We start from the raw sequence: 12718 nt of genomic DNA, 5'->3' as shown, positions 1-12718 counted from the left end.
GAACAGGGGGCTCAACCCGCATATCCGCGATGTGGCGCGGCGCGTGGCGCTGGAAGGCTTCGTGGCGCTGGCGCCGGATTTTCTGTCGCCGCTCGGCGGCACGCCGACCGACGAAGACAGGGCGCGCGACATGTTCGGCAAGCTCGATCCGGCGCAGACCATCGCTGACGGTGTTGCGACCGTCGCTTTCCTCAAGAGCGACAAAGACGGCAACGGCAAGGTCGGCGCTATCGGCTTCTGCTGGGGCGGTGGCACGGTCAACATGCTGGCCGTCAACGCGCCCGATCTCAGTGCCGGCGTTGCCTATTACGGCATGCAGCCGAAGGCCGCCGATGTATCCAAGATCAAGGCGGCCTTGCTGCTGCACTATGGCGGACTCGACGAGCGCATCAATGCCGGCATCGACGCCTTCAAGAAGGAACTCGACGCGGCGCATGTCGACTACACGGTCTATGTTTATGAAGGCGCCAACCACGCCTTCAACAACGATACGTCGGCGGCGCGCTACGACAAGAAGGCGGCTGACCTCGCCTGGGGCAGAACGATCGCCTTCCTTCGGGAAAAACTGAAATGACTTCAGCTGTCATGCCGCCGGCGCCCAGGCGGTTTCGAAGGCCGGCGACAGGGTGAAGCCGGCCGGCCGCGCCGAAACGGGGGGCGGGCGGCGCATGCCTTCCTGCAGGTACCGCAACGCCGACGTCAGCCCGTTCATCGTGTAAGGCTTGGCTATGACGCCGATCGCGCCGGCGAAATGATCGGGGATGCGCTTCGGATTGGCGGTCATGAACACCACCGTCGAACTCTTCCTTTCGCCTATGTACTTGGCCACGTCGATGCCGGACGGCCCGTCACTCAGATGGATGTCGACGAAGGCGATATCGGCTTCGGTCGCATCCGCCATGGCCATGGCTTCCGCCGAAGAGGTCGCCCAGCCGACGACGCTGTGGCCGGCGTCCTCGACAAGGCTCTCCAGCTCCATTGCCAGCAGCGCTTCGTCCTCGATGATCAGGACCTTGAGCGGCTCAATCATGACACATTCCCTTTTTCCTGAGGTTCGTTCGGGATCGAGATAACGACCTTCGTGCCGGGGCCGGTGTCGCGCCATTCGATCTCGGCATGCAACTGGCGGGCGAGCGATTTGATCAGCCGCATGCCGAACGAGGCATCGCCGTTGGCGTCGGCCATGCCGACGCCGTCGTCCGACACCTCGATATTCAAGTGGCCGTCGGGCTGGCTCATTTTGATGCCCAGGCGGCCGGCCGACATTCCGTCGGGCTTGGACTTGAAGGCATGCTTGAGAGCATTGGTGACGAGTTCGTTGACCATCAGAGCGACGGGCGTTGCCTTTTCCGCGGAAATGACGATCGGTTCCAGGTCGAGAGCCGGACTGATCTCAGAGCGCCCCGACGCCGTCAGCAGGTCTGTCACCAGATCCTTGGCGAAATCCGCCACATCGAACTTGCTGACGTCCTTCGACTGATAAAGCCGCCGATGCACGGTGCTCAGGGCTTCGATGCGCTCCAGCATGGTGGTCAACGAACGCCTGATCGCTTCGTCCCGTATGGTCCGCCGCTGCATAATGATGAGGGAAGAGATCATCTGCAGGTTGTTTTTCACCCGGTGATCCACCTCATGCAGCAAGGTGGTCTGCGCCTCGAGGGCGGCTTCCAGTTCCGCGGTGCGTTCCTTCACCGCCTTTTCGAAGCGGTCCTTGTCCGCGTTGATGCGACTCTCCGATTGTTTGCGATCCGAGACGTCGAGCTGCGATGCGAAAAAGAACTGCAAATCGCCTTTGTCGTTCGAAACGGGGCTGATGTAGAGCGCGTTCCAGAAGGTCGAGCCGTCCCTGCGGTAGTTCAGGATATCGACGCTGACATCGGTTTCATCCTCGATCGCCGCGCGTATCTGTTCGACAGCGGCCTTGTCGGTCTTCGGTCCCTGCAGGAAGCGGCAGTTCCTGCCCAGAACCTCATGACGCTCATATCCGGTCAGTCGCAGGAAAGCGTCATTGGCGAACACGATAGGATTGTCCTGCTGTCGGGGATCGGTAATGATCATCGACATGCGGGTGGCGCGGATAGCCGCCGCGAACGGATCGCCCTTGCCGTGCTCGACATGCAGATCGTCCGTCATGTGCCATGCGTCGGCAGGCTCCCTGGTCCGTTTCCATTCCATTCTGTCACTCCAAGCCATTTTCGCGGGTGACAACGGATCAGACGCCGATTTGGTTCAATCTTGAGCCTTCCTGTCGCAGTTCGTACCGAGAATCAGGCCTCCGGAGTTAGCCGGCCGATGCCGGCTTGTGGAAGGCGACGCCGGCGACCACCAGCGCAATGCCGAGGCAATCGATAAAACTCGGAATCTGGCGCAGCACGACGACGCCGATGATGCCGACGAATTCGATCGCCGCCACCAGCGAGATCGGCAGTCGGTCGAGCGCCAGGTAGAACGAACAGTTCATCACCGCCAGACAGGCGCCGAAGGCCAGCAACAGCAGCCGCGTCGTGCGATCGGCGCGTGCGAAGCTTCGCCATGGACGGGTCAGGGGTGCGAAGATGAGTGCTGCCGTGGCGATGCGCAGCCACGCCATGCCGAGCACGCCGACATGCGGGAAAAGCAGCACGGCGAAGGCCGGCCCGAGATAGTGGAAGACGGCGCTGACGCCGAACCAGACATGCGGCGGCAGTTTTTCCGTCAGCTTGCCCAGGGTGAAGTTGCCCGGGGCAGGGGTCGCCGCGAGAGCTTGCGTTTGATCATCCACCGGATCAGTATCGCAGGCAGATTTGCCTATTTATATAGATGATGATTAGCTCTTTCGGCTATCTTTCTCCCGGAATAAAGGAGTTTTCCATGAAGCGCCTTCGAACTGAAAGCGCCGATCTCGATGCCGCCGACATGAAGATCCTGCGCCTGCTGGAAAAGGACGCGCGCACCAGCACGGCGGAGCTGGCACGCTCGGTGGGCCTGTCGGCACCGAGTGTGGCCGAGCGCATCAAGCGGCTGCAGGAAAGCGGCGTCATCGAGGCCTATTCGGTTAGGATCAACCCGACGGCACTCGGCCTGCCGCTGTCGGCATGGCTGCGCATCCGGCCAGTGCCGGGGCAGTTGGCCGTCGTGGCCGAGATCATCCGCGAACTGCCGGAGATCGTGCAATGCGACCGCGTAACCGGAGAGGATTGTTTCATCGCGCTGGCGCATGTCGGGTCGGTGGTCGACCTCGAGCGGGTGATCGACCGCATCATTCCCTACGCGATGACCAACACGGCGATCATCCAGTCCTCGCCGGTGGTGGCGCGTTCGGCCCTGGCGGCGTTGAGGCGCCAGGCTTGACCTGCGGGGATTGTTCCGTTCGAGGACCTTATGCGTGGCCGCGCTTCATGCGCGCCTGTTTCAGGATGGCGCGCCAGCGGATCATGTCGAACGGGATCGGCTCGTTGTTGTTGGCGATGTGGAAGATCTCATTGTTGACGTTCTTGAGCGAGCGCCAGAAATCGTAGTCGGTGATGCGCGGATCGGCAGCCAACCTGTCCACCTCGACCTTGATGTCGGTTTTCATGCACTTTCCTCGAACCGGCGCCGCGCCGCCCGTGTCGCTACCTCGATGCAGATCGTTTTCGACCGGCCCGCTGAGTCGCGCAACGGCTCAAATGGCTTGTTCCCGTTAAAACCTTGGTAAGGTTAACGAGGGCGCCGCGCCGCTTCAAGCGCCGCCGCCGGTCGATGGCAAGGTTCTGCGATTTTAGATCGCCGGTGTGGCTTTGAAGCCGGAAACGAGACGTGTCGGCATCGCCCTATTTGCGTTTGATGCCGATCGAGCGGCCGGCCCGTTCCGGCATCGGCAGGGCCGAATGGGCGGCGCGCATGTCTTCGACCCTGGCCAGCACATCGGCGGGGAAGGGCGCCACCTTCGGCCCGGACATGTCGACATGCAGCGACAGCGATTCGGAAGTCGCGGCCAGCCAGCCGTCGACATGGCGGATTTCCTGATAGGCCCGCAGCCGCTTGTCGTCATGGTCGATGAGCTGGAAGGAGACCGTGACCTTGTGCTCGAGATGCAGCTCCTGCACGTAGCAGACATGGACTTCGGCGGTGTAGATGGTGAGGCGGCGATCCCTGGCATAGTTCGGTCCCATGCCCATTGCCTCGAAGGCGTCGTCCGAGCAGCGGTCGAACAGCACGTTGTAATAGGCCATGTTGAGATGGCCGTTGTAGTCGATCCAGTCCTTCTCGATGTCCATGGGTTTCGAGACGAAGGGAGTGGGGATGGGCATCGAAACTTCCTTGTTCTGGTGCTGGACAGAGCGTGGCTCCGGAGACTCTATTTGTTCTGACGCAATTTCGGACGGAAAACCGCTTCACACTTTTCCTGGAATTGCTTTACGCATCCATAGACGCATAACAAGCATGGACGCTGGTCCATTCGCGGAGGAATTCATGGCTCTGAGCGACCTCAACCCGGTCGAACGCAACGAGGAAGGCATCGCTGCGGTGCTCGGGATCCTCAAGCAGCAGCTCGGCGAGCGATTCCAGACCGGCCAGGCGATCCGCTCGCAGCATGCACATACCACCACCTACATTCCGACGCAGGCACCGGATGGCGTTGCGTTCCCCGAGACGACGGCCGAGGTGCAGGAGATCGTGCGCGCCTGTGCGGCGCACCGCGTGCCGGTGATCGCCTTCGGCGTCGGCTCCTCGCTGGAGGGTCACACCAACGCACCGGGCGGCGGCATATCGGTCGACACATCGCGCATGAACCGTATCCTGGCGGTCAATCCGCAGGATCTCGACTGCACGGTCGAACCCGGCGTCACCCGTGAGGATTTGAACCGGCATCTGCGCGACACCGGCCTGTTCTTTCCGATCGATCCCGGCGCCAATGCCTCGCTGGGCGGCATGGCCGCAACGCGGGCCTCCGGCACCAACGCGGTGCGCTACGGAACGATGCGCGAGAACGTGCTGTCGCTGACCGCCGTCATGGCCGACGGCGAAACGGTGACAACCGGCAAGCGGGCGAAAAAGAGCTCGGCCGGCTATGATCTGACGCGGCTGCTGGTCGGCTCGGAAGGCACGCTCGGCATCATCACGTCGCTGACCTTGAAGCTGCAAGGCATCCCGCAGGCGATCTCCGGCGGCGTCTGCCCGTTTCCGAGCGTCGAGGCGGCCTGCAACGCGGTCATCGCGACGATCCAGATGGGCATCCCGGTGGCGCGCATCGAACTGGTCAACGCCTTGCAGATGCGGGCGATGAAGAATTATTCCAAGCTCGACTATCCCGAGAGCCCGTGCCTGTTCGTCGAGTTTCATGGTAGCGATGCCGGCGTTGCCGAACAGGCCGAAACCTTCGGCATGATCGCGGAGGAAAATGGCGGCGGGCCGTTCCTGTGGACCAGCGTCGCCGAGGAGCGCACCAAATTGTGGAAGGCGAGGCACGACGCCTACTGGTCGTCGCTGACCCTGCGGCCGGGAGCCAAGGGGCTGTCGACCGATGTCTGCGTGCCGATCTCGCGCTTTGCCGAATGCGTCATGGAAACCGAGGCCGATATCGCCGAGATGGGCCTGATCGCGCCGATCGTCGGCCATGCCGGCGACGGCAATTTCCACGTGCTTGTGCTGATGGATGTGAACGATCCCAAGGAGATCGCGCTGTCGGAAAAATTCGTCGCGCGGCTCAACATGCGGGCCATCGCCATGGACGGCACCTGCACCGGCGAGCACGGCATCGGCCAGGGCAAGATCGGCTTCCTGCGCCACGAGCTCGGCCACGGCGTCGACATCATGCGCACCATCAAGCAGGCGCTCGATCCGCTTGATATCATGAACCCGGGCAAGATCTTGCCGGGAAACTAACCGATTTTCCGACGCAAGGTTCGTAGGCGGCCAGTCTTGACCGCGCCACCATTCGGGCCGAGGCTTGGCCGGTAGCAGGGCCTGAAGCCAACAGGCGTGCCAGCGGAGGAGGATGCCATGGCGATTTCACGCAAGGAAGAAGCGCGCGCGCTGAGTGCCGACGAACACGATCTGGTGGAGAAGTCTCACCATCCGGCGGTGCAGGAGCTCTCCGACGCCGATCTTGCCGGCCTGGTCAAGCTGTTGCGGGAGCGGCGCGACAAGGCGCAGACCGAAGCACACCGCCGCCGGCGTGAGATCCGGGGCAAGGGCGCGGCGAAGGGCGCTACGCCTTCGAAGGCTGATGGCGGGTCGCAGCTCAAGCTTGCGGTGCTGGCCATGGCCATGCGGCGCCTGAATGGCGAGGCCGAGCGGCGCCGGCAACTGGCCGCCAGCGTTTCGCTGATCGAGAATGCGCGCAAGGCATTGGTGATGAAGCAAGGGGCGGCATCGGACGGCCCCGCCTTCAACTCGCGCACCGCGCGCAGGGGTATGCGGCCGGTGGCGAACCAGAGGGCGCCGGATCTGGTCCGGCCAATGGAACTCGGCCGGCAGCGCAGGGCGGCCAAGGTGGCACAGGCAAAGCGCGACGCACGCTGAATTCGCGGTGATCGCGGGCTGAAATCGTTGAGGACGCCTGCCTACCGTGCGGCAGGCTTCGCCTGTCCGCCCTCGACAAGCGTCTGCAGCATGGGGCGGGTTGGCGCGAAGAATGTCGTGCCGGTGTGCGGTGTGGAGAAATCGAGCAGGCGGTCGTAGGCGCCCGGCGGCTCGCCGATATACATGCGCTGCAGCATTTTTTCGGTGACCCAAAGATATCTGGAATAGCCGATGAAGTAGGTGCCGAACTCGTTCTGCCCCGGCCTGCCAAACGGCATGTTGTCGCGCAAAATATCGTACTCGTTGCCGGCGGCATCCTCGATGGTGGCCAGCGACTTGTGCGATTTGCGCGGCGCATCGTCATCGTCGATTTCGATGTTGTCGATCTTGGTGCGGCCGATGATCGCTTCCTGCTCGGGCGTCGGAATGCGCGCCCAGGCCTGCATGTCGTGGAGATATTTCTGGACGACGACATAGCTGCCGCCGGCGAAGTCGGCGTCTTCATCGCCGATGAGCGCAGAGGCGGGCAAGTCGAGGCCGGTCGGGTTGGCGGTCCCGTCGACGAAGCCGAGCAGGTCGCGCGCATCGAAATAGCGAAAGCCGGAAACCTCATCGATGACGCTTACGCCGTCACCGAGATTGTCGAGCAGGATGCGCTCGAACTCGAAGCACATATCGGGTCGCTCGGAGCGGATGTGGAAGAGGAGATCGCCGGCGGTCGAAGGCGCCGAATGAACGGCACCCTTGATCGGTGCGAACGGTTTCAGTTCCAGCGGCCGCCGGTCTGGAGAAAGACGATCCCAGAGATCGCGGCCGATGCCGGCAATGCACGACAGCCGCCCGGAGAGATCGCGGAACCCGACGGTTTTGATGAGATCGTCGAGCCCGCCGAGCACGGAGGCAACCTTGGCGAGCGCGCTCTGCTCGCTGGCGACGGCGACGACAAGAAAGACCGCCGAAAGGGACAGCGGAGCGTCGACACTTTGCGCATCGATCGGCACGCGATCCCAGTTCTTGCCCGACATCCGATTTCTCCGCTTCGCCGGGATTTGTTTCAGATCACCGGAGATCGCGCAACTGGATGAATTGCCTCTTTATCGACACGCGGATGCGGGTAGAGTGCGGCAGAATTTCAATCAACCCATTCGGAGCTGATGCTCGCACGCCTGTTCGTGATCTTCGGTGGCCTGTTCGTGCTGGTGCTGTGTGCGGCGCTGGTGGTGCCGTATTTTATCGACTGGACCGGCTACCGCGCCGACTTCGAGCGCGAGGCGAGCGCCATTCTCGGCCGCAAGGTGACCGTGCAGGGCGACGCCACCGCAAGGCTGTTGCCGTTTCCCTCGGTGACCTTCTCGAATGTCGCCGTCGCCGGCGGCCCCAACGGCCAGCCGGCCATGACGGTCGAGACGTTTTCAATGGACGCGGAACTGGCGCCCTTCCTGCGCGGTGAAGTGCTGATCTTCGACATGCGGCTGGTGCGGCCGAAAGCGACCATCGATATCGCCAATGACGGCACGGTCGACTGGGCGATGCGGCCGTCCTCGCCCTTCGACCCCAGCCAGATCTCGATCGAGAAGCTGACGGTGACGGAGGGTCAGATCGAAGTTCGCCATGCCGCTGGCGGGCGCAGCCATCTGTTTTCCGAGATCAATTCGACCGTCTCGGCCAAGTCGCTGGCCGGCCCATGGCGCATGGACGGCACGCTGCGGCTGGACGGGTTGCGCACCGCGGTCACCGCGTCCACCGGCAAGGCCGAAGGCTCAGGACAGATGCGGTTTCGGCTGAAAGCCAATCCGGACGCGTATCCGCTGGTCATCGAGACCGACGGCAATGCCGGCATCGTCAATGGAGCCGCCGTCTACTCCGGCCAGTTCAAGATTTCAAATCCTGACAAGAATGGTGCCGACAAGAACAGCGCCGAGCTGCGCGGCACCGATGGCGAGACGGTGAAAGTCTCGGCCGGCAAGCCCGATCCGGGCTTTCGGCTGAACGGCAAGTTTTCGCTAGACCACCAGAAGCTGGGTGTCGACGAATTCCGCTTCGAGACCGGGCCTCTCGACAACCCCTACACCGCCGATGGCAAGGCTTCTGTCGATCTCGGGCTGAAACCGAGTTTCGCCATCGAGGCCAATGGCGCGCAGGTGCAGTTCGACGAGGCGGTGGGCGCCGAAGCCGGCGCCGGCCTGACGCTGGACCAGCGCATCGCGGCGTTCGAGCAAGCGCTGCTCGATATGCCGAAGCCGACCATCCCCGGCACGGTCGAGGTCAAGCTGCCGGCGGTGGTGGTCGGCGACACCACGGTGCGCGACGTGCATCTTTCCGCCGAGCCGGTCGATGGCGGCTGGTCGGTGAAATCGCTTGCCGCGACCTTGCCCGGCCGCACCACGCTGGAAGCGGATGGCATGCTGGTGCTCAATTTGGAGGGTCATTTCGGCTTCAACGGCTCGCTGCTGCTGGCCGTGGCCCAACCTTCCGGCTTTGCCGCCTGGCTGTCGAAGGATGTCGACGAGGCGATCCGCCGCCTGCCGGCCGCCGGCTTCAAGGCCAAGGTCGACCTCTCGCAGAAGCGCCAGGCCTTCAGCGATCTCGAACTGATCCTGGGCAAGGCGAAGTTTTCCGGCCGCATCGATTCCAGCCAGCCCGACGATGCCAAGCCCTCGGTGCTGATGCGGCTTGAAGGCGGTGATCTCGATGTCGACGGGCTGGCGGCCTTCGCCTCGATCTTCGTCAGCGACAAGGGCGCCAATCGCTTTGCCGACCGCGACCTCGATTTCCAGATCAAGGCCGGGCCGGTCAACGCCGGTGGGTTGACCGCCGACACGGTCGACACGGCGCTCAGGCTGCGCGACGGGCTGCTCGAAATCGACCGGCTTTCGGTGGGCGGGCTGGCCGGCGCCTCGATCAGCGCCACCGGCCGGATCAAGGATTTCCCCGCGAGCCCGACCGGCAAGCTCGATGCGTCGGTGGTTGCCGTCGATCTGAAGCCGCTGATCGATGTCGCCGCCCAGCACTATCCCGACAGTGCCGTGCTCAGGGGACTGTCGAGCCGTGCTGCTGCCTATCCCGAGCTGTTCCAGGATGCGCGCATCGACCTGGTGGCGAGTGCAGCCGACAATGGCGACGGCACCACGGGCCTGGCGGTAAGCGGGCAAGGCAAGGCCGGCGGCTCGGCCTTTTCGGCGTCGCTGTCGGGGAAGGGCGTGGTGGACAAGCTTCTCGAAGCGCCGGTGGCGCTGACCTTCAACGCCAAGAACCCTGATGCCACCGCGCTGCTGGCGCTCTATGGCCTGCCGGCGCTGCCGCTCGGCATGCTGGGCGAGGCAAACACCGATATTCAGGCCAAGGGCACGTTTGGCGGCGGCCTGGCGACGAATTTCAGCCTTGCCGGCAATGACTTCAAGGCCGGTTTCGAGGGAACGATCGCCGACACGCCGCAAGGCCTCGCCGCCAAGGGCAAGCTCAGCCTCGATGCCGCCGACATCGAGCCGTGGCTGATGACGTCGGGCATCGGCCTGCCAGGCATGGGGGCGGGCATGTCGACGTCGCTCGCCGCGCAGGGCGACTACGGCAACGGCCTGCTGGTGCTGGACGAACTCAGCGGCGCCATCAACGAAGCGGCGGTGTCCGGCGACGTCAATATCGATGTAAAGGACGGCGTGCCACATCTGGCCGGGGCGCTGGCGCTCGACGAACTCGACCTCGATCCCCTGGCGGTGGCGCTGTTCGGCGACTCCGCCTTTCTAGCCGACAAGGAGGGCGCAGCCAAAGACCGGGCAGGCAAGGGTGGCGTGTGGCCGGCGACACCGTTCAGCCAGAAATCCAGCCTGCCATTCACCGCCGACCTCGACCTGACGACGGCAGCACTGGCCGCCGGCCGGTTCGCCACCGCCTATGACGCCGCCTTTTCGCTCAAGCTCGACCAGGAAGGCATCCGCGTTTCGGATCTCAAGGCGAAGTTGCTGGGCGGGGCGCTGACCGGCCTATTCGAGTTGAAGAACAACAACGGCACCGGACTGTTCTCTGGCCAGATGAAACTGGCGGGCGCCGATCTGGCGACCGTGCTGCCGGATGCCGGCATCAGCGGCATCGGCGATTTCTCGACGGCGCTGTCAAGCAGCGGCAAATCGGTCGAAGGGATGGTGGCTGCCTTGTCAGGCTCCGGAACTGCGGCGTTGAAGGGCGTGAAAGTTGCTGGCCTCAATCCAGATGCGTTCAGTGCGTTCCTCGCCAAGGCGGATGCGATCGGGCGCGACATCGATGCGGCCAAGACCGCCGGCTTCGCGCCCGAGATTGCCGCTGATGGCAGCTTTGCCGCTGGCGATACCGACATAGCCTTCACGGTTGCCGGCGGCACGCTGCGGGCGCCGCCGGTCAGCCTGGAAAATCCAGCGGCGACCTTGTCCGCCGACATCACGGCGGATCTCAACGCGGCCACGGTGTCGGCCAAGGGTGCGATCACCTATCGGCCTGGCGACGAGGCGCTGGTCGGCTCCGAGCCGGTTGTGAATTTCACCGCCGAAGGGCCGTTCGGCGCGGTCAAACGAGCATTCGACAGTGAGCCGCTGGCGCAGTTCCTGACCCAGCGCGCGCTGGAGAAGGAGCAGCAGCGCGTCGAGGCGATGCAGGCCGCGCTGCTCGAGAAGCAGCGGCTGCGGCGCGAAGTGCGCTATTACGCTGCGCGGCAGGATGCTCGCGACAAGGCGGCCGAGGAATTGCGCCGGCAGGAGGAAGCAGCGCGGCTCAAAGCCGAAGCTGACGCCAAGGCCAAGGCCGAAGCGGATGCACAGGCTCAGGCTGAGGCGGACGCAAAGGCTCAGGCCGACGCGGAGGCGAAAGCCAAGGCGGACGCAGATGCCAAAGCCAAGGCCGATGCCGAAGCGAAGGCGGCTGCCGAAAAGCAGGCCGCCGACGAGGCCGCCAAGGCGCAGGCCGAGCAGGAGCGGCAGAAGGCGGAAGAGGCGATGCGTATTGCCTCGCAGGAAAAGGCAAGGCTCGAAGCCGAACGCAAGGCCGCGCAGTCTCCGAAGGTGGAGCGGGCGCCGCTGCCGCAGGCCAACGACAATCCGCCGCCGGCCAAGCCGAAGGCCAATCCGTTCACGATCGACAATCTGCTGAAGTCGCTGCAGTAGTAGTCGACTACCCACGGTCTCGATCGAGCAGCCGCCGCAGCATCGGTTCGATGCGTGACAGTTCGTCGAGATGCGCCGCCGACAGCTCGGCCAGGCAATCGTCGGCGCGCTCGGTCAGTTGCAGCAGCACGCGGCGATGGTCGTCCTTGTCCTGATCCCTTGTGACCAGCCCTGCCTCGCCGAGACGGTTGACCAGTTCGACGGCGCTGTGGTGGCGAATGCGCAGGCGTTCCGCGAGATCGCCAACCGTCACCGGGCCGCCGCCGGGGAATCCCTTGATCGCCAGCAGCGCCTGATGCTGGCGCGGGGTCAGGCCGGCGTCTTCCGCCTGGACCTGGCTGAATTCGAGGAACCGGCGGATCAGGTAGCGAAACTCCGACAGCCGCTGGTAATCGGCCTGGCTGATGGCGGGACGTTGTTCTCGTGGCTGCGACATATCAGACATGTGTTCGTTTTCCGGCGAAAGCTCAAACGGATTTCGGGCGAAACCGGCTTGAATATTTATATCGTGTTACGATACATAGCCACCGACAAACCCGGCTGGCCGCTTCGACCGTGCCGCACCCCAGACATACGGCCGCCGCCAGGAAGCAACTGCCATGAAGACCCATCATTCGAACCCGGAGCACCTGCGCGATTTCACCACGGATCCCAGGGTTCTGCTCGTCGCCGCCATTGCCGTGGTGGTGGCGACAGCCGGGTTGTTTGCCGGCATCGCGCTTTTGAAGCTGATCCGGCTTGCCACCAACATTGCCTATTTCGGCCAGTTCTCGCTTGCCGACCTGAAGCTCGAGAACACGCCGCTTGGGCTTGCCGCCGTCCTCGTTCCGGTGATCGGTGCGCTGATCATCGGCCTGATGGCGCGCTATGGCAGCGAGAAGATCCGCGGCCACGGCATTCCCGAAGCCATCGAGGCGATCCTGCTCGGGCGCTCGAAACTCGACGCCAAGGTGGCGATCCTGAAGCCGCTGTCGTCGGCGATCTCGATCGGTTCCGGCGGACCGTTCGGCGCGGAAGGACCGATCATCATGACAGGCGGCGCGATCGGCTCGCTGATCGCGCAGATGCTGCCGGTCAGCGACAACGAGCGCAAGACCCTGCTG

General features: G+C 63.9%; 13 protein-coding genes. 6 read left to right on the top strand and 7 right to left on the bottom strand.

The annotated features are described in order from the left end of the window. On the top strand, positions 1-574 hold a 574-nt coding region (locus EN879_RS08635; RefSeq protein ID WP_164774345.1), incomplete at its 5' end, for a dienelactone hydrolase family protein. A 9-nt stretch (positions 575-583) separates the two neighbouring features. Here the strand turns inward: EN879_RS08635 and EN879_RS08630 are convergent. The 3 genes from EN879_RS08630 to EN879_RS08620 all read right to left on the bottom strand — a co-directional run bounded on the left by EN879_RS08630 (position 584) and on the right by EN879_RS08620 (position 2761). Beyond that, the gene (locus EN879_RS08630; RefSeq protein ID WP_063168287.1) at positions 584-1030 is read right to left on the bottom strand and encodes a response regulator; all 447 of its coding nucleotides are present in this window, start codon (positions 1028-1030) and stop codon (positions 584-586) included. Next, positions 1027-2175, bottom strand: a complete 1149-nt coding sequence (locus EN879_RS08625) for a histidine kinase dimerization/phosphoacceptor domain -containing protein (RefSeq protein ID WP_027160613.1) — start codon at positions 2173-2175, stop codon at positions 1027-1029. Before EN879_RS08625 ends, EN879_RS08630 begins: the two co-directional genes overlap by 4 nt. Positions 2176-2281: 106 nt before the next feature. Next, the gene (locus EN879_RS08620) at positions 2282-2761 is read right to left on the bottom strand and encodes a hypothetical protein (protein WP_127274008.1); all 480 of its coding nucleotides are present in this window, start codon (positions 2759-2761) and stop codon (positions 2282-2284) included. An 89-nt stretch (positions 2762-2850) separates the two neighbouring features. On the opposite strand from EN879_RS08620, the gene EN879_RS08615 reads away from it, so the two are divergent. Further along, positions 2851-3330: an Lrp/AsnC family transcriptional regulator gene (locus EN879_RS08615; protein ID WP_013531005.1), complete on the top strand. Its 480-nt coding sequence runs from the start codon at positions 2851-2853 to the stop codon at positions 3328-3330. Positions 3331-3358: 28 nt separating this feature from the next. Here EN879_RS08615 and EN879_RS08610 read toward each other — a convergent pair whose 3' ends face one another. Both EN879_RS08610 and EN879_RS08605 read right to left on the bottom strand, forming a co-directional pair. Then, positions 3359-3556: a hypothetical protein gene (locus tag EN879_RS08610; RefSeq protein ID WP_013531006.1), complete on the bottom strand. Its 198-nt coding sequence runs from the start codon at positions 3554-3556 to the stop codon at positions 3359-3361. Positions 3557-3791: 235 nt separating this feature from the next. Continuing rightward, a complete protein-coding gene (locus EN879_RS08605; protein WP_013531007.1) occupies positions 3792-4271 on the bottom strand; it encodes a thioesterase family protein in 480 nt (159 codons plus the stop codon). Between the two features lie 163 nt (positions 4272-4434). On the opposite strand from EN879_RS08605, the gene EN879_RS08600 reads away from it, so the two are divergent. Beyond that, positions 4435-5847 (top strand): FAD-linked oxidase C-terminal domain-containing protein, encoded by a 1413-nt coding sequence (locus EN879_RS08600; protein WP_013531008.1) that lies wholly within the window; start codon positions 4435-4437, stop codon positions 5845-5847. A 117-nt stretch (positions 5848-5964) separates the two neighbouring features. Then, a complete protein-coding gene (locus EN879_RS08595; RefSeq protein WP_013531009.1) occupies positions 5965-6486 on the top strand; it encodes a hypothetical protein in 522 nt (173 codons plus the stop codon). A 41-nt stretch (positions 6487-6527) separates the two neighbouring features. Here EN879_RS08595 and EN879_RS08590 read toward each other — a convergent pair whose 3' ends face one another. Continuing rightward, complete coding sequence (locus EN879_RS08590) at positions 6528-7511, bottom strand: Dyp-type peroxidase (protein ID WP_063168286.1); 984 nt, start codon at positions 7509-7511, stop codon at positions 6528-6530. A 129-nt stretch (positions 7512-7640) separates the two neighbouring features. On the opposite strand from EN879_RS08590, the gene EN879_RS08585 reads away from it, so the two are divergent. Further along, the gene (locus EN879_RS08585; RefSeq protein ID WP_063168285.1) at positions 7641-11615 is read left to right on the top strand and encodes an AsmA family protein; all 3975 of its coding nucleotides are present in this window, start codon (positions 7641-7643) and stop codon (positions 11613-11615) included. A 7-nt stretch (positions 11616-11622) separates the two neighbouring features. On the opposite strand, the gene EN879_RS08580 is transcribed toward EN879_RS08585, so the two are convergent. Further along, positions 11623-12060 carry a helix-turn-helix domain-containing protein gene (locus EN879_RS08580; protein WP_013531012.1) on the bottom strand — a complete coding sequence of 146 codons (438 nt, stop codon included), beginning with the start codon at positions 12058-12060 and terminating at the stop codon, positions 11623-11625. A gap of 154 nt (positions 12061-12214) precedes the next feature. Here EN879_RS08580 and EN879_RS08575 point away from each other — a divergent pair. Next, positions 12215-12718 (top strand): chloride channel protein (locus tag EN879_RS08575; RefSeq protein ID WP_164774344.1); only part of this gene is annotated, 504 nt, incomplete at its 3' end.

The organism is Mesorhizobium sp. M7A.F.Ca.AU.002.02.1.1 (assembly GCF_003998535.1).
Taxonomy (GTDB): domain Bacteria; phylum Pseudomonadota; class Alphaproteobacteria; order Rhizobiales; family Rhizobiaceae; genus Mesorhizobium; species Mesorhizobium ciceri.
This window is presented reverse-complemented; position numbering and strand designations above follow the sequence as displayed.